The following is a 16,911-nucleotide window of genomic DNA, read 5'->3' on the forward strand; positions in this document are numbered from 1 at the left end:
AGCTGAAAACCTTTTTCATTAGCTAAAAATAACTTCTTTCGGCTGGTGATTCAACTGCTCTGGATCAATGCTGCGCTCTACATAGATGCTATGCCAGATCATAAAGATCAGGACAGTCCAAATCTTACGGCTATGATCTGCTTTTCCAGCACAATGATCATTTAATAAATCAAGAACATATGCCTTGTTAATGTATTCATCTGTCTGACTGTTTTTAATGATATCTTTCGCCCAAGCGTTCATCTCATTTTTCAGCCAATGACGAATTGGCACAGGGAAACCTAGTTTTTTACGGTTTAACACATGGTCCGGTACAATGCCTTCTGCTGCTTTACGCAATAAATATTTCGTTGTACCGTCTTTCGTTTTCAACTCTTCTGGAATTTTAGAAGCTGCTTCAAATACGACCTTATCAAGGAATGGAACACGAAGCTCAAGAGAATTCGCCATTGTCATCTTATCTGCTTTCAGCAGGATATCCCCGCGCATCCACGTATGGATATCAACATATTGCATTTTGTTAATATCGCTGTAGCCTGCACTTTCCTCGAAGTATGTTTTCGTCACGTCACGATACGTGATGTTCGGATCATACTGCTTTAAGAGGTTTTTCTTCACTGGCTCTTCAAAGATTTTCGCATTGCCGATATAACGTTCCTCTAATGGCGTACAGCCGCGAACGATAAAGCTTTTCCCTTTCATTCCTTCTGGCATTAAACGAGCCAGACGAAGAAGAAGCTTTTTCAGCATGGATGGTACAGATTCAAAAGGCTTTAGAGATAGCGGCTCACGGTAAATATTATATCCACCGAACAGCTCGTCTGCTCCCTCACCTGAAAGAACAACTGTGACTTGTTTTTTCGCTTCTTTTGCCACGAAATACAATGGAATCGCCGCTGGATCAGCCAAAGGATCATCTAAATGCCAGACGATCTTTGGAAGCTCATTCATATATTCCTCAGGAGAAATCACAGCACTAAAGTTTTGCAATCCCAGCTTATCAGCTGTTTCTTTTGCTACATCTACCTCACTGAATCCATCCTGCTGGAAACCAACAGAGAATGTCTTCAGTTCAGGGTGAAATTCTTTTGCGACCGACACGATGAAAGAAGAATCGATCCCACCTGATAGGAATGAACCAACAGGCACATCACTTCTCATGTGGACTTTTACAGAATCATAGATAGCATCACGTACTTCTTCTACTAATTTCTGCTCTTGTGTTTGTTCAGGTTTGAATTGAACTTTCCAGTAAGTCTTAAATGCAATGTCTTGGCCTGGACGCAGTGTAAACTGATGACCTGGCTCAACTTTGTGCACTTTTTGATCAAGTGTATTTGGCTCAGGAACGAACTGAAAAGACATGTACTGCTGCAAAGCAGTCTCATCAAATAAAATGTTCTCATTCACAGCCATTAAGCTTTTGCGTTCAGAAGCAAAGTACACTTGGTCATCCATTTGTGTAAAATAAAGCGGTTTAATGCCGAAAGGATCTCTTGCGCCATATAATAACTGCGCTTCTTTATCCCAAATTAAAAATGCAAACATCCCGCGAAGCTTCGATGCCGCTTCTTCTTTATAGTGGCGATATGTGGCAAGAAGGACTTCCGTATCAGAATCTGTGCTGAACGTATAGCCTTTTTTCACAAGCTCTTCTTTCAGCTCCACATAGTTATAAATTTCTCCGTTGAAAATAATCCAATATTTTTCATCTTCATAAGAAAGCGGCTGCTTTCCGTGTTCAACATCTATAATACTTAAACGTCTAAATCCAAATCCTACATGCTCATCATGAAAGTACCCCTCATCATCCGGACCTCGATGAACGATGAGACGATTCATTTGCTTAATTAACTCTTCCTGCTCAGTAGTTTCGGACAATGGACGGTGATTAAATACACCAACAAACCCACACATATTATTGCCTCCACGTTATGTTATTTCTTAAAAGTAGACCTATAATTAGACAGTATTTTGTCCAATTTTGTTTCACATTTTTACGCTTTTTGTAGAATTTTTTTTAATCAAAAGGAAAACCGCTTAAAATAAGCGGTTTTGTATGTTGTTATTCTCCTAATGCTTCCTTGCGAAGCGTGTCGGCTTTATCCGTTTTTTCCCATGGAAGATCCAAGTCATGACGGCCAAAGTGTCCGTATGCAGCGGTTTGTTTATAGATCGGACGACGTAAGTCAAGCATTTTAATAATGCCAGCTGGACGAAGATCAAAGTTTGCACGTACCACTTCAATTAATTTCTCTTCAGAGGCTTTTCCTGTTCCAAATGTATCAATTGAAATGGAGACAGGCTGTGCAACACCAATTGCATAAGCAAGCTGCACTTCACATGAATCTGCAAGACCAGCTGCTACGATGTTTTTCGCTACATAGCGAGCCGCATATGCTGCCGAACGGTCAACCTTCGTTGCATCCTTACCAGAGAAAGCACCGCCACCGTGACGAGCATACCCGCCATAAGTATCAACGATGATTTTACGTCCAGTTAAACCAGCATCCCCTTGAGGTCCACCGATAACAAAGCGGCCTGTTGGGTTGATGAAGTATTTTGTTTCTTCATCGATCAGTTCACTTGGAACGACAGGGCGGATGACATGCTCTTTTAAGTCGCTTTGAATTTGTTCAAGCGTCACTTCTGGTGCATGCTGTGTAGAAATAACCACCGTATCAATACGAACTGGTTTGTTTTGTTCATCATATTCAACTGTTACTTGAGTTTTTCCGTCTGGACGAAGGTATGCAAGTGTTTCATTCTTGCGTACTTCTGTTAAACGGCGAGATAATTTATGTGCAAGAGAAATCGGCAGTGGCATAAGCTCTTCAGTTTCGTTGTTTGCAAAACCAAACATCAAACCTTGGTCACCTGCACCGATCGCATCAATTTCTTCTTCAGTCATTGTTCCTTCACGTGCTTCAAGCGCTTTGTCTACACCTTGCGCAATATCAGCAGACTGTTCATCAATTGATGTAAGAACCGCACATGTTTCCGCATCAAAACCATATTTCGCACGTGTGTAGCCAATTTCCTTAATCGTGTCACGCACCGTCTTTGGAATGTCGACATAAGTAGACGTTGTAATCTCACCGCTTACTAATACGAGACCGGTTGTTACAGAAGTTTCACAGGCAACACGTGCATTTGGATCTTTCTTTAAAATTTCATCCAAAATGCTGTCTGAAATTTGATCACAGATTTTATCTGGATGTCCTTCGGTCACTGATTCTGAAGTAAATAAACGACGATTTTGACTCATAATGGCTATTTCCTCCTGTACAAGACCACATCATCCCAAGATGAGGCCTCCAATATGATACGGAACTCGTTCCCTCTTATATTTCAACATGTTTATATTAGAGATGTTATTGGCAATTTGTTCATATGATATCCCAAAAATAAAAAAACCATTTCCTTCATTGCGAGGAAAGGGTCTGAGATCGCATGCCTTTCACTCTTATCGCTCAAGGTGTTCTTGTACCTTGCATCAGGTTAGCACCTTGGTTTCTCAGCATGTTCATGCCTTTTAATAAGAAACCGGTTGCTGGGCTTCATCGGGCCTGTCCCTCCACCAACTCGGGATAAGAGTATCCGTTCAATAAGATATCTTATCTTAAACCCTTGCGTCATGTCAATGGTTCATAGGAATTATCTCCCCTTTTTTTCACCTCATCATTAGCATCACCAAAAAGCATATTTTCATAGCAGAAATGAAAAAACACACACAAAAATGTTTAAATAGTATAGACTATTATTATCAATGTGTTATACTAATCAAAACAAACAAATTCAACGGTAAAGGAAGGGTTTTTTTATGAACTCAGTGGATTTAAAAGAAGATTTGCAGTCATTGCTCTCATTAGAAAATACGCACCAAAATTTATCTGTTCCGAAACTTGTTGAAAAGATTTTGGCACGTAATGAAGGCGTTTTAACTTCAACTGGTGCTGTCCGCGCCACAACGGGTGCCTACACTGGACGTTCGCCTAAAGATAAATTCATCGTAAAAGAAGAAAACTCTGAACATAAAATTGATTGGGGTCAAGTGAATCAGCCGATCTCGAAAGAGGCATTTGATCGTTTATATACAAAGGTTGTGTCATACTTAAAAGAACGTGATGAACTATTTGTCTTTGATGGTTTTGCCGGTGCTGACGAAAAATACCGTATGCCAATTACAGTTGTAAATGAATTCGCTTGGCACAATCTCTTTGCAAAGCAGCTATTCATCAGACCTGATGGATCAACACCATCATCAAACGAAAAACCTTTCACCATCTTATCTGCACCTCACTTTAAAGCAGATCCTGAAACAGATGGCACAAACTCTGAAACGTTTATTATCGTTTCTTTTGAAAAACGGACGATTCTGATCGGTGGAACAGAATATGCAGGAGAGATGAAAAAATCCATTTTCTCTGTTATGAACTACCTGCTTCCTGAACAAGATATTTTATCAATGCACTGCTCTGCTAACGTCGGTCAAGAAGGCGATGTTGCTTTATTTTTCGGCCTTTCAGGTACTGGAAAAACGACGCTTTCTGCAAGTGCAAGCCGCAAGCTGATTGGAGACGATGAGCACGGTTGGTCTAACACAGGTGTCTTCAATATTGAAGGCGGATGCTATGCAAAATGCGTGAACTTAAGTGAAGAAAAAGAACCACAAATTTACAAAGCCATCAGCTTCGGATCAGTGCTTGAAAATGTAGTACTTGATGAAGAAACACGTGAAGCAGATTATGATGACACATTCTTTACTGAAAATACACGTGCGGCTTACCCAATCGAAATGATTGATAACATCGTGAAACCAAGTATTGCAGGTCACCCATCTGCCATCGTCTTTTTAACAGCTGATGCATTCGGCGTTTTACCTCCAATCAGCCGTTTAACGAAAGAACAGGCGATGTACCACTTCTTGAGCGGTTACACAAGTAAATTAGCGGGAACTGAGCGTGGTGTGACGTCACCAGAAACAACGTTCTCTACTTGCTTCGGTTCACCATTCTTGCCACTTCCTGCTCATGTCTATGCTGAAATGCTTGGTAAAAAAATCGATGAGCACGGCGCAAAAGTATTCCTTGTGAATACAGGCTGGACTGGCGGCGGCTACGGTACGGGCAAACGAATGAATCTTGCTCATACAAGAGCAATGGTGCAGGCAGCGATCGAAGGCGATCTTGACAACGCTGAAATGATCACTGACGACATCTTCGGGTTACACATCCCGCTTCATATTCCAGGAGTGCCAGATGAAGTGCTTCAGCCTGCTAAAACATGGGACGATCAAGAGGCTTACAAAGAAAAAGCAAACTTCCTTGCAAATGAATTTAAAAAGAACTTCAAAAAATTCAGCCATGCAGCAAGTGATATTGAAGCAAAAGGCGGACCACTCGTCTAATCAAAAGGAAAAAGCTGAGGGATTGGGACTGACCCCCTAAGATGAGACAAATAAAAAACACCTTCAAGTTTGAAAACGGATCGTTGTGATCCGAAATAAAACATGGAGGTGTTTTTTCTATGGGGACAAGAGTGAGTTATCCGGTTGAAGTTAAACAGAAGGCTGTGGAAATGAGATTGGCAGGCGTACCTATGAAAGAGATCATGCAGGAATTGAATATCAAGAATAAGACGCAGGTTCAGACATGGGTGAGATGGCATAAAACTGGGGATACACACAGGTTCGAACAACCTGTTGGAAAACAATATACCTATGGAAAGGGTCCAGAGTACTCTTCTGAATTAGAGAGACTGCGGGCAGAAAATCGCTATTTGAGTCAACAGAATGAAGTTTTAAAAAAGTACAACGAATTGGAAAGGAAGTTGATAAGGAAACGTCAATCAAACTGGTAGAAGAATTGTGCAAAACGATGACGGTACAGGACATCTGTGTCCATTTAGGCATCTTACGTACTTCGTATTATAGATGGAAAAAGAATTTGACTCAGACTCATTCTAAAAGACAACTAGAGAAACAGATCGGCACGTTGTGCCGAAAGCACAAATATCGATATGGTTATCGGAAAATCACAGCCATACTAAAAATGAGAATGCGTATTAACCATAAAACTGTTCAACGTATCATGCAGAAAAACCAGTGGCAATGCCGGGTTAAAATGAAAAAGCGTAAGAAGAGTGGGCAGCCTTATGCCGTAGCCGGTAATATACTGGATCGGAATTTTCAGTCTGATCGCCCTCTTGAAAAACTAGTCACGGACATCACGTATTTGCCTTATGGACAGAAACAATTGTACCTTTCCAGTATATTGGATTTATATAATGGAGAAGTGATTGCTTTTACGATTGGTGATAAGCAGGACACAGACTTTATCTTAAACACACTTAATCAGCTCCCAGCACTGCCTGAGAATTGCGTGTTACATAGCGATCAAGGTTCTGTGTATACATCTTACGAGTATCAGAAAGCTGTTCATATAAAAGGCATTACCATGAGCATGTCCCGCAAAGGGACGCCCGCTGATAATGCCTCCATCGAATCGTTTCATTCCTCACTAAAGTCCGAAACGTTCTATCTTAACAGGATTGATCGCACTACGACCACCATCGTAGAACGCACTGTCAAAGAATACATTTATTATTATAACAACATTCGTATTCAAACGAAACTAAACAACCAATCACCGATAAACTATCGGCAATTGGCTGTATAAAGGTGTTTTGATTCCTGTCTCAAAAACGGGGGTCAGTCCCATTCATTCCCTCAGCTTTTTTAGTTCGTTGAATGCAATGACACAAGACGGTACGTCACCTTCGTGATATTGTCTGTGAGCTCCAGCTTTTCAACATGTGCTGTTCCCGTTTTTTCTCCGTCTTTCGTTTTACGCACCTCAAGCGGAATATTTAATGGATAAATGCGGTACCCTTCCTTCATGAGCTCAAACACATTTTCTTCAATTCTTGTCTCTTTTCCTTTTGTGACAATCATTGTATTAAATTCAACAGGCATTCCCATAATGAAAATCCCCCTACTTTCTATATTTCTTTCTACCGTTTATTTTACCACATTTCCGCCTTTTCGGCTGTGCATCCATGTCGTCAACCGTCTGACAATCTCCCGGTTATGCTGTGGCGGGAAATAATGATGATATCCGTGAAAATACCATGTTTCCACAGACTTGCCATGCTGACGCAGGGCATCTTCTAATAAATACGCATGCTCAATGGATACATTCTCATCCAGCTCCCCATGAATGATTAGGACAGGTGCTTCAATTTGGTACACATGATTCAAAGGCGTTCTAGCCTCATATGCTTCTGGTACCTTATGCGGAGGACCTCCTATCACACGCTTCATCATTCTTCTCATATCCACACGTTCTTCATAGGTGAGCTTCATATCACTTACGCCTCCCCATGTCACAAAGGAAGCGGCCTCATGCTTCATTTCAACAGCGGTCCATATGCCCATAATTCCGCCGCGGGAAAAACCAAAGATATGAATGCGCTCCTGCTTCACCTTTTGATGATGTTTCAACAGCTGAAATGCAGCAAATGCATCTTTCCGATCTTCTCCGGCAAAATCCTCGTTCCCTTCGCCTCCTTGATTCCCTCGGTAGAAGGGCGCAAAGACGACAAACCCTTGCGCAGCAAATTGCACAATTCGGCCAGGTCTAACCATTCCCACATTTTTAATGCCTCCCCGTAAATATAAAAAACCGTCATAGAGACCTTCTCCGGCCGGTTCAGCGAGCAGCCCCTTCATCCGAAGTCCATCGGCCTCATATGTCACTGTATATAAGTGAATATGCGGATGTGGCGACGGGAACCTTCTCTTTTCCACAATCACTTGAATTCTCTCCTTTTCATTCAGTGTTACGTCAAATGCTTGATAATGGCCTCTGCGACGAGCTGTCCTGATTTTGTCACCATCGGAGTGCCGCCGCCTGGATGACTTGTGCCGCCAACAAACCAAAGTCCTTCAATATCCTTTGATTGATTATTGATGCGAAAAAATGCCTGCTTGAACGAGTTTGACGACATGCCATAAATGGCCCCATGATACGCTCCCGTTTTTTGCTGCAAATCAAGCGGGGTTTGTACCGCTTCAAATTCTACAAGCTGGTCAAGATCAAAGAGACCCTTTTCCTTTAGTTTTGTTTTCATATGCTGGCCATATGTCTCCTTTAGCATGTCCCAATTTTGTTCTTTTGTCACATATGGCGCATTGGCTAATACAAACAAGTTACTTCTTCCTGGCCCTCCGCTTAAAGCTGGCTCTGAATGACCTGAATAACAGATGTAAAGCGTCGGATCATGAGGAAGCTGTTTTTTCTGAAAAATATCCTTGAATTCTTGTTCATAATTCTCTGGAAAAAACACGTTGTGATGAGACAGTTGTTCATAGACTTTAGGGACGCCCAACAAAAGAACAAAACCTGATAACGATGGCTCAATGTTTGCCAGTTTTTGATTTCCAAAGCTCGGGCGGTCTTCTTCATCAATTAATTGACGATAAACAGTCAGTGCATCTGCCCCCGCAATGACTTGATCTGCCTCATATAACTGCTGATCTGTTTCAACTCCTTGGATTCGCTTATTCTTTACATGAATCTTTTTGACTGGTTCATTGAGATGAATTTGGACACCCAATTCCTTTGCCAGTGTCTCAAATGCCTCAACTAAACGATACGTACCGCCCTTAATACCATAAATGCCTTTTTCTCCTTCTAAATAAGCCATCATATTAAAAATAGCAGGTGCCTCGTATGGAGAAGAGCCAATGTAAGTCGCATACCGGCCAAACATCGCCAATGTATGAGGATGACGAAAATATTGACGCAGCAAGCGCTGAACAGATGTAAAAGGTTTGACAGCAAGAAGGGCTTTCATTAGCTTGACATCCGCTTTATCCTTCCAGGTCAATAATAAACGATTTAAAAACTGATCCTCTGCCATTTGAAAAAGCTTCTTCGATTCCTGTAAAAATGCCCGGTATTGCTGTGCATCCTCTGGACTAAAAACTGCAATTTGTGATTCCATTTGCTCAATATCTGGCGTAAACTCGACCGTATGTCCATCTGAAAAAACATTTTTAGTAAGGGGGAAAATCGGATAAAACGTCACATAATCCTCCATTCGTCTATGACAGGAGGTAAATACTTCCTCAAAATACGCCTTCATTGTAATGGTACTCGGTCCTAAATCAAAAGAGTAGCCAGACGCTTGATGGCGTTGTAATTTCCCGCCTAAAGAAGCTTCTTTTTCTAAAATGGTGACCTGGAAACCGCGTGACTGTAAGCGAATCGCAGCCGATAACCCGCCAAGTCCGCCGCCAATAATGATCACTTTTTTCATTCGTACCTTCTTCCTTTCCATTCATAGCCTTCTTTTTTCAGCCCAATTTTCATAGAAGCAAAACCAATGGCAATCAGGCTCATGATACTGACAGGCAATAAAAAGGCCATCGTAGACGTTCTTCCATTTTCGATATCAATGACCGCTTTAATGGATACACCCAGCCCGTAGCAAAGAAGGGCTAAACAGAGATTGACCACATCAAAATGAATCAGTGCGATCATAAAGCAAATAACAGGAACTACATAAAGGACGGAGTATAAACAAAAGACACTGCTTAACAAAGCAATGTTTCGATTCACTCCCGGGAACAAATTTTTCCGATATCCTTCCCATACTTCCTGTCCACTCTCATACATTCTCATGTAGACAAAAGAATGAATACTTGCCAGTGTGAACGGAAAGCCCTTCGCTTTCACTCGTTTAGCCAAAGCCATATCATCCACAAGAGAATCCTTGATCGCTTCATGACCACCTATTTCGTGATAACAGTTCTTTTCAATGGCAATAAAGCCGCCATGTGCTGCAGCAAAAGCGGGATGTTGAGATGTTCTGACCCACTTCACTGGCAGATGACAGCCAATCGTAAACATCATCATAGGAACGACAAGATGCTCAAAAGGCGTTCCCGTTTTTTGCTCTGGGAAACCTGAAAGCATGCCCGTTTTTTGTATGCATAACTGCTTGTACACCGCTTCAATAGCTCCTTGTTTTAAGCGGACATCTGCATCTAAAAATAACAGCCAATCAGAAGATGCTGCCTCAGCAAGCTGGGAACAAGCATATGATTTTCCAAGCCAGCCGCGCTTCAATACTTGACCTGACTGCACGCGAATCCATGGATATGTCTCTGCGAAGCCCTCTGCAATCATTCTCGTCTGATCTGTCGAGTGATCATCCAGCACGATCAACTCTTTCGGATGGAGACGCTGATCAACAATCGACTGAAGGCAGGCTTCCAGCCGTTTTTCTTCATTTCTCGCTGGAATGAGGATCGATAATGAAATGGGTTCATCAGGTGAAAGAGATGCCGGCTTGAGTACAGGAAATTGCTTCATATTCCAAATCGTAAACATCAATTGGCAGAGCAGCAAAACACTGATGACAATTAAGAAGACCGCCATGTTTTCACCCACTTTTTAAAGGAATCAAACGCATCACTAGTTGACCGGCTTGTCCTTGTCACCTGCCTAAATTGTTCGTTTGTTGAAAAATCTGGATCAGTAATAACCTGTGCTTGATGTGCGTTTAACTGTGTTTCAAGCAGGTCTCCGAGTAAACTTGTTACTTCCTTACTCCGAAGTGATCCGCCAGCTACTAGGACATCTTCTCCAAATTCAACCGATACCGTCGGTTTTTGAAATTGATTAAATGTATAATGCAGCGTCACAGGTTTGATGACGACCTGCTCAAATTGCCTGACTAAAAAAGAAGCTCCGCCTTCCAGTTCAAGCGGCCTTATGTCTTGGTGCATAATTTTCCCCTGCGGGAAGAGCCACACAGCCCCGCCAGCCTCCATCTTCTCCTTTGCGGTCATTAATGCCTGCTTGACACTTTTCAGCTTCTCTTTATGAACTGGAAATGCACCAAGTTTTTGAAAAAAAGCATATTGCTTCAACTGCTTCTCTTCCATCATCATGGCATGATCCAGCTCAGACATTTGTTCTATTAAAAGAAAAATGATCAGTCCATCCCACCATGAACTGTGATTAGCAAGATAAAGAACAGGATGCTTCTCCTTTGGGTCAACCGTACCTTTCATCATGACACAGCGAAAATGTTTGTTCAGTAAATATCGTTCAAGATAAAAATAAAAGAGTCGTCTAAACGATCGGTTTTTGTCGCTTTCTTTCAAATCGAACCCTTCCTTCACACAAGATGACAATGATCAGTGCTAAATAAAAAATGACATCCAGCCCGCCCTTTAATGCTAAAAGACCAAAGAAGAACACCATGGCCTGATAAATACGCCCATTCCAGCGCAATGCCTGCTGATCAATTGATACGAGCGGGAACAGAAATGAAAGTCCTGCTCCAATGATACCCCAGCTGACAAAATTCTCAAAAGGGATACCAAAGAAACCTCCGCCGTCATACCACACCCAAAACTTTCGTTCAGCCGCTACTGGATCTAATATGAGATCAAGCAGTACAATCCATATACCCGTTTCGACGGCTCGTTTCCACTTCGATTGTTGTCTTGATAAAAAAAGACTATTTAAAAACACCCCAACCCATGCAAAAGCGATCGTCAAAGGCACTCCCGCCACAAGAAATCCAAGCGTCGGATAATAATCATAGGCCCCAAATGGAAAATTAGTTGTGATCCCCACCCATTCAACTGTAAACGTCAACACACCCACAATGGCTGCTCTTACGATTACAAAGCTCCATGCCCCGTAAATATTTCGGCCAATCTCAATGACGCAGCAGGCGTAAAGCACAAGAAAGACACCATTCGCAAACTGAAGCCATGCCGGCACTTCAAAAAAGACCATTAAAATAAGACCTACTACATACCAACCAACAAATACCCAACTCAATCTATACACGAAACCGCTCCTTTATTTCTGCCAAATTCAAGAAAGCATTCATGCTTCTAGTATAGAAAAAAAGACACGTTCTATAAATAAACAATGCGCTTCTTATTTCATCTAGGCACTCACCAAAAATCCCTTTTGACATACTTTAATTAGTGATCTAGAACAAAGGAGGCGAATTACTCTTGAATCGTTCCATTAAAGTCAGACTGGCATTCATATTCGTTGTCCTGCTCTTTATTCCATTTGTCGCCTGTAAAAAAGACCAAGAGCAGACCGTACAAGTAGCCGAGGTGACCCATTCGGTCTTTTATGCACCGCTTTATGTCGCCCTATCCGAAGGATTTTTCAAAGATGAAGGCTTAGAGGTTGAATTAAAAACCACTTGGGGCGGCGATAAAACAATGACAGCTCTCTTATCCGGCGGCGCTGATATCGCTCTGACCGGATCTGAATCTTCTATTTATGTGGAAGCACAAGACACGAAAGACTCTGTCATGAACTTTGCACAGCTGACACAAACAGACGGTACATTTCTTGTTTCAAGGGAAAAAATCAATCAATTTTCTTGGGATCAATTGAAAGGAAAAGACTTTCTCGGACAACGGAAAGGCGGCATGCCGCAAATGGTCGGTGAATATGTCCTGAAAAAAGAAGGCATTGATTTGAAACAAGATCTTCGCATGATTCAAAATATTGATTTTGCCAACATTTCAGGTGCTTTTTCCTCTGGAACTGGCGATTTTGTACAGTTATTCGAACCGACAGCTTCCTTAATTGAAAAAGAAGGCAAAGGGTACATTACCGCCTCCTTTGGTGAGGCTTCCGGCAAGGTGCCTTATACCACCTTTATGGCAAAGAAGAGTTACTTAGAAGAAAACAAAGAGACAGCTGAAGCCTTTACCCGTGCCATTTACAAAGCGCAAAAATGGGTCAAAACAAAGAGCCCAGAGGAGATTGCCAAGACAATCCAATCTCAATTTCCTGATACAGACCTTGATGTCTTATCAACAGCTATCAAACGTTACAAACAGCAGAACTCCTATGCAACAGATCCCCTTCTAAATGAAGAGGAATGGAACAAATTACAGGAAATCATGAAGGCAAGTGGTGAACTGCCGGAATTTATCCCGTACAAACAACTTGTCGATTCATCCATTGCCAAGAAGGTCACAGATCACAAATAGAACAGGAGGTAGCACATGTCTTTCCTTCAAATTGACCATGTGACCCACACATACTTCTCTTTAAAAGAAAAAACAACGGCCATACAGCACATCAATATGGAGATCACTCAAGGTGAATTCATCTCATTTATTGGTCCTAGCGGCTGCGGGAAAACAACCTTGCTTTCCATCATCGCAGGCATTACGCCACCCTCTGAAGGTCGAATTTTAATCGAAGGAAAAGAACCGAATCAACAGGAGCATCAAATCGGTTATATGCTCCAGCAAGATTATTTGTTCCCATGGAAAACGATCAAGGAAAATGTCATTCTCGGGTTAAAAATTGCAAAACAAGATTCACATGAAGCCACCTCAGCTGCCCTTAGCTTACTGCCAAAGCTTGGACTCAATGATGTCGAAGAAAAATACCCGAAGGAGCTGTCAGGCGGGATGAGGCAGCGTGCGGCTCTCGCCCGAACGCTTGCAGTTGATCCCGGTCTGCTTCTGCTAGATGAGCCATTTTCAGCACTAGATTACCAGACGAAACTGACATTAGAAGATCTCGTCTTTCACACATTAAAAAACTACCAAAAAACGGCTGTTCTTGTCACGCATGACATCGGCGAAGCCATTGCGATGAGTGATCGTATTTTCTTATTCTCAAAGCATCCCGGCTCTATCCAGCGAATGTTTACCGTTCCCGATGATCTGAGGACGCTCTCTCCTTTTGAAGCGAGACAGACAGCAAGTTTCCAAGAGCTCTTTCAAACGATTTGGAAGGAGCTGAAGACAGTTGAAACACAGTGATCTTTTACATGAAGCCTATCGAAAAAAAGTTCGAATGGAAAAACGCATGACGCGAGTCTACCAGTTGATCATTTTCGCCAGTTTCTTTTCACTTTGGGAGCTTGCGAGCCATTTCAGACTGATTGACCCGCTCATTTTCAGTTCACCATCTGCCGTCTGCCAATTGTTTGTACAAAAATTATCAGATGGTTCATTAATTAATCATATGAGCATTACGCTATTTGAAACAGTGCTCGGCTTTCTACTTGGTACTTTTTGCGGCATTGTATTAGCCGCCGCCTTATGGTGGTCCACCCGTCTTGCAAATGTACTTGATCCTTATTTGGTTATTTTAAATGCGATGCCGAAAGTCGCTCTCGCCCCCATTTTAATTGTTGCCCTTGGACCAGGCATGATCAGCATTGTCGCGATGGGTGCCATTATCAGTGTGATCATTACCACCATCGTCATTTATACAGCCTTTCAAGAAGTCGATGAGAATTATTTAAAAGTCATGAAAACCTTTGGCGCGAAAAAAAGAACGGTCTTCCGTGAGGTCATTTTACCAGCAAGTATTCCAACGATGATCTCTGCCATTAAGGTCAATGTTGGTCTTTCTTGGGTTGGGGTCATTGTGGGAGAATTCCTTGTTTCCTCAAAAGGACTCGGCTATATGATCATCTATGGCTTTCAAGTCTTCAACTTTACACTCGTGTTCTTAAGTCTTTTCATTATCGCCGTCTTCGCCACCATCATGTATCAGCTTGTTGAATGGCTGGAACGCCGTTTTCTGCAAAAATAAAAAGCGCAGGGTCATTTCCCTACGCTTTTTTTAACGAATCAAACCGTTCTTTTCTAAATAAGCCATACTTTTCCTTAAGACATCATCTTTCATAATAAAACTGAAATTTTTATTTTTTGCGATGGATCTTGGTAAGTCTGCGAAAAGAACGGGTCCTTTCGTTTCAAAATACGTGTCCTGCTTGACGAGCCTTTCAATATCGGCGAAATAAATATTTTTGACAATGACTTTCTCTCTGCCAAGCACCTGATATTGACCAATATACGTTAATTCACGAACAACAGCACCCGTCTCTTCGTGAATCTCTCGTATAGCGGCTTGATCTGCTTCTTCATTTGGCTCTACTTTCCCTCCTGGAAACTCGTAGCCTCGATCCTCATGTTCAGTAAGTAGCCATTTTCCTTGATAGCGGCAAATAGCCCAAACATGCTTAGGATGACTTGAAAAAGGCTGCTCTTCAAAAGAGAGCTTGACCGTATTATGATAATAATCTTTAAATACATGCATCTGAAATCCCTCATATCCTGTCCTTGCTTCTTGTAAAACATCATACCACAGATCACATTTCTCTGAAGAATTTTTATGAAAAGTGAAACAAACGAGTGCTTCTATCTCGTCTGTATGTAAAATAAGTATTCTTGCTAAAACCTTTTTATCATCTCCATCCTCATCCCATTTTAATCATGAAACCTTTTGCCCATGATGACGTAAATCAATAAGTGTTTGTCCTACACAGACGAGGAGGAAACCACCATGAGCATCACAAATGGATCAAAACAAGAAAATAACAAAGCATGGCCAATGAGGCCACATGAGAAAGAAGACGCTTCTCTTGAGGCAGTGAAGAAACACCTCATGAAAGGACAAAAGTTAGATTTAACAAAAGACAATCCAAATGTAGATCAAATTCATATCGGACTTGGCTGGGACTTATCTGGTCAGCCAATTGATTTAGATACGCAAGTGTTTCTCTTAAATGAAGAGGACAAGCTTCTGTCTCCAAAACACCTGATCTATTATCATCAGCAGCAAAGCTTAGATGGAGCTGTTCGCCATCTAGGTGATCATCAGGTCGGCGGAGGCCATCGGGACAATGAGATCATTATTATGCAGCTGAGCAGAGTCTCACCCGATATTCAGAAAATCGTCGTAACAGCCACGATACATGATGCACACGAGCGGGCACACCATTTTGGACAGGTGACCAATGCCTACTTGCGCCTTTCAGATCAAATCACACAACAGGAGATTTGTACCTTTCAGTTAACAGAGGATTATTCATTTTGTACATCCATCATTTGTGCTGAACTAACGAGAGTTGAGAACGAATGGAAAATCACCGCAACCGGACAAGGTACGACCCTTGATTTAAACGACCTATGCCGCATCTACGGATTCACATCTTGACAAAGGAAAGGAGCTGGCACAAATGGGATTTCATTTCAACACGATCGAAGAACTGACCTTACAAGCAGAAGGCAACGGGATCTTTTTTGCCAAAAAAGGCGCGATGATTGCCGATCAAGGTACATTTCAATACCGTAAACGATTACTTGGGACGAATAAAGGAAATGTTGTCAGCCAAGTATTTAATCATATTAGCAGAAAATTAACAGGTGAAAACCTTGAGATGATGGAAGTGAGTGGACAAGGCACTTGCTACTTGGCTGATTCTAGCGAGCATGTGACCGTCATCAATCTTGAGCCGAACGGTCCTTGGCAACATGTTAGCGTGGAAAGTGAAGATTTACTTGCCTTTACTGAAGAATGTCACTATGGCGTGACACCAGTAGGCGTTGGGATTTTATCACAGAAAGGGCTATTTACTTCAAAGCTCTCGTATCAAGGTCACGGGGCGCAGGTTGCCATCAAAACAAATGGAAACCCGCTGATTTTGAAAGCACCTTGCCGTGTAGATCCTGACGCCATTGTCGCTTGGACGGGCAAAGCACCGAAAGTCAAATTAGATGTGAACTGGAAAACGTTCATTGGACAAACATCAGGCGAATCCTACTTGTTTGAATTTCATGAACAGGACCAAATTGTGATTATCCAGCCATCTGAACGAACATCTGGAATGCGGATCGGGATAGATGATAACCGGTACAAACCCCAGAGTCAGAGTACCTCACACGAAATCACCAACTCACAGCAGGAAAATAGAGGCGGAATCAGTGATCTAATCGGCGGTATCTTACAGCCTCGAAAATAAAAGCATGTAGAATGTCTCTACATACTTTCAGATCGTTGACAAAAGGCTAAAATGAACTTTCTTTTAGCCTTTTGTCTTCTT

General features: G+C 41.9%; 16 protein-coding genes and 1 riboswitch. Of the genes, 7 read left to right on the forward strand and 9 right to left on the reverse strand.

Features of this window, described 5'->3' with window-relative positions; translation table 11 throughout:
* Nucleotides 1-18: 18 nt before the first annotated feature.
* Both asnB and metK read right to left on the reverse strand, forming a co-directional pair.
* Nucleotides 19-1,917 carry an asparagine synthase (glutamine-hydrolyzing) gene (gene asnB, locus MHI20_RS07675; protein WP_008342976.1) on the reverse strand — a complete coding sequence of 633 codons (1,899 nt, stop codon included), beginning with the start codon at nucleotides 1,915-1,917 and terminating at the stop codon, nucleotides 19-21.
* Between the two features lie 148 nt (nucleotides 1,918-2,065).
* Nucleotides 2,066-3,268 carry a methionine adenosyltransferase gene (gene metK, locus MHI20_RS07680; RefSeq protein ID WP_008342973.1) on the reverse strand — a complete coding sequence of 401 codons (1,203 nt, stop codon included), beginning with the start codon at nucleotides 3,266-3,268 and terminating at the stop codon, nucleotides 2,066-2,068.
* Nucleotides 3,269-3,463: 195 nt separating this feature from the next.
* Nucleotides 3,464-3,597: riboswitch (SAM riboswitch) on the reverse strand.
* Nucleotides 3,598-3,823: 226 nt separating this feature from the next.
* Between metK and pckA the strand changes: the two genes are divergently transcribed.
* A complete protein-coding gene (gene pckA / locus MHI20_RS07685; protein WP_007501908.1) occupies nucleotides 3,824-5,410 on the forward strand; it encodes a phosphoenolpyruvate carboxykinase (ATP) in 1,587 nt (528 codons plus the stop codon).
* Between the two features lie 119 nt (nucleotides 5,411-5,529).
* Nucleotides 5,530-6,680 (forward strand): IS3 family transposase gene (locus MHI20_RS07690; RefSeq protein WP_340937443.1). Its coding sequence is split into 2 segments (ribosomal slippage): nucleotides 5,530-5,803 and nucleotides 5,803-6,680, totalling 1,152 coding nucleotides; the frame shifts between segments, so codons are not numbered across the junction.
* A 59-nt stretch (nucleotides 6,681-6,739) separates the two neighbouring features.
* Here the strand turns inward: MHI20_RS07690 and MHI20_RS07695 are convergent.
* The 6 genes from MHI20_RS07695 to MHI20_RS07720 are packed head-to-tail and all read right to left on the reverse strand — an operon-like array spanning nucleotide 6,740 to nucleotide 11,876.
* Nucleotides 6,740-6,982 carry a DUF2584 domain-containing protein gene (locus tag MHI20_RS07695; protein WP_017358362.1) on the reverse strand — a complete coding sequence of 81 codons (243 nt, stop codon included), beginning with the start codon at nucleotides 6,980-6,982 and terminating at the stop codon, nucleotides 6,740-6,742.
* Between the two features lie 39 nt (nucleotides 6,983-7,021).
* Nucleotides 7,022-7,816: an alpha/beta hydrolase family protein gene (locus MHI20_RS07700; RefSeq protein ID WP_340937445.1), complete on the reverse strand. Its 795-nt coding sequence runs from the start codon at nucleotides 7,814-7,816 to the stop codon at nucleotides 7,022-7,024.
* Between the two features lie 26 nt (nucleotides 7,817-7,842).
* Nucleotides 7,843-9,324, reverse strand: coding sequence for a phytoene desaturase family protein (locus MHI20_RS07705; RefSeq protein ID WP_182489240.1), 1,482 nt, complete (start codon nucleotides 9,322-9,324; stop codon nucleotides 7,843-7,845).
* Complete coding sequence (locus MHI20_RS07710) at nucleotides 9,321-10,448, reverse strand: glycosyltransferase (protein WP_047945238.1); 1,128 nt, start codon at nucleotides 10,446-10,448, stop codon at nucleotides 9,321-9,323. Before MHI20_RS07710 ends, MHI20_RS07705 begins: the two co-directional genes overlap by 4 nt.
* A complete protein-coding gene (locus MHI20_RS07715) occupies nucleotides 10,433-11,179 on the reverse strand; it encodes a lysophospholipid acyltransferase family protein (RefSeq protein ID WP_249855636.1) in 747 nt (248 codons plus the stop codon). Before MHI20_RS07715 ends, MHI20_RS07710 begins: the two co-directional genes overlap by 16 nt.
* Nucleotides 11,148-11,876: a carotenoid biosynthesis protein gene (locus tag MHI20_RS07720; protein ID WP_340937453.1), complete on the reverse strand. Its 729-nt coding sequence runs from the start codon at nucleotides 11,874-11,876 to the stop codon at nucleotides 11,148-11,150. Before MHI20_RS07720 ends, MHI20_RS07715 begins: the two co-directional genes overlap by 32 nt.
* Nucleotides 11,877-12,049: 173 nt before the next feature.
* Here MHI20_RS07720 and MHI20_RS07725 point away from each other — a divergent pair, with 173 nt between their 5' ends.
* Genes MHI20_RS07725 through MHI20_RS07735 form a run of 3 tightly spaced genes read left to right on the forward strand, consistent with a single transcriptional unit; the run spans nucleotide 12,050 to nucleotide 14,618 of the window.
* Complete coding sequence (locus tag MHI20_RS07725) at nucleotides 12,050-13,051, forward strand: ABC transporter substrate-binding protein (RefSeq protein WP_041093363.1); 1,002 nt, start codon at nucleotides 12,050-12,052, stop codon at nucleotides 13,049-13,051.
* A 15-nt stretch (nucleotides 13,052-13,066) separates the two neighbouring features.
* Nucleotides 13,067-13,837, forward strand: a complete 771-nt coding sequence (locus MHI20_RS07730; RefSeq protein WP_008342956.1) for an ABC transporter ATP-binding protein — start codon at nucleotides 13,067-13,069, stop codon at nucleotides 13,835-13,837.
* 34 nt (nucleotides 13,838-13,871) lie between these two features.
* Nucleotides 13,872-14,618 (forward strand): ABC transporter permease, encoded by a 747-nt coding sequence (locus MHI20_RS07735; protein WP_411339652.1) that lies wholly within the window; start codon nucleotides 13,872-13,874, stop codon nucleotides 14,616-14,618.
* Nucleotides 14,619-14,648: 30 nt separating this feature from the next.
* On the opposite strand, the gene ytkD is transcribed toward MHI20_RS07735, so the two are convergent.
* Entirely contained in the window at nucleotides 14,649-15,125 is a 477-nt protein-coding gene (gene ytkD / locus MHI20_RS07740; RefSeq protein ID WP_041093357.1) for an RNA deprotection pyrophosphohydrolase, read from the reverse strand.
* 246 nt (nucleotides 15,126-15,371) lie between these two features.
* Between ytkD and MHI20_RS07745 the strand changes: the two genes are divergently transcribed.
* Both MHI20_RS07745 and MHI20_RS07750 read left to right on the forward strand, forming a co-directional pair.
* Nucleotides 15,372-16,025, forward strand: coding sequence for a TerD family protein (locus MHI20_RS07745; protein ID WP_041506525.1), 654 nt, complete (start codon nucleotides 15,372-15,374; stop codon nucleotides 16,023-16,025).
* A gap of 22 nt (nucleotides 16,026-16,047) precedes the next feature.
* Nucleotides 16,048-16,830: an AIM24 family protein gene (locus tag MHI20_RS07750; RefSeq protein WP_340937459.1), complete on the forward strand. Its 783-nt coding sequence runs from the start codon at nucleotides 16,048-16,050 to the stop codon at nucleotides 16,828-16,830.
* Nucleotides 16,831-16,911: the final 81 nt, after the last annotated feature.

The organism is Bacillus sp. FSL K6-1106 (assembly GCF_038005245.1).
Taxonomy (GTDB): Bacteria; Bacillota; Bacilli; order Bacillales; family Bacillaceae; genus Bacillus; species Bacillus altitudinis.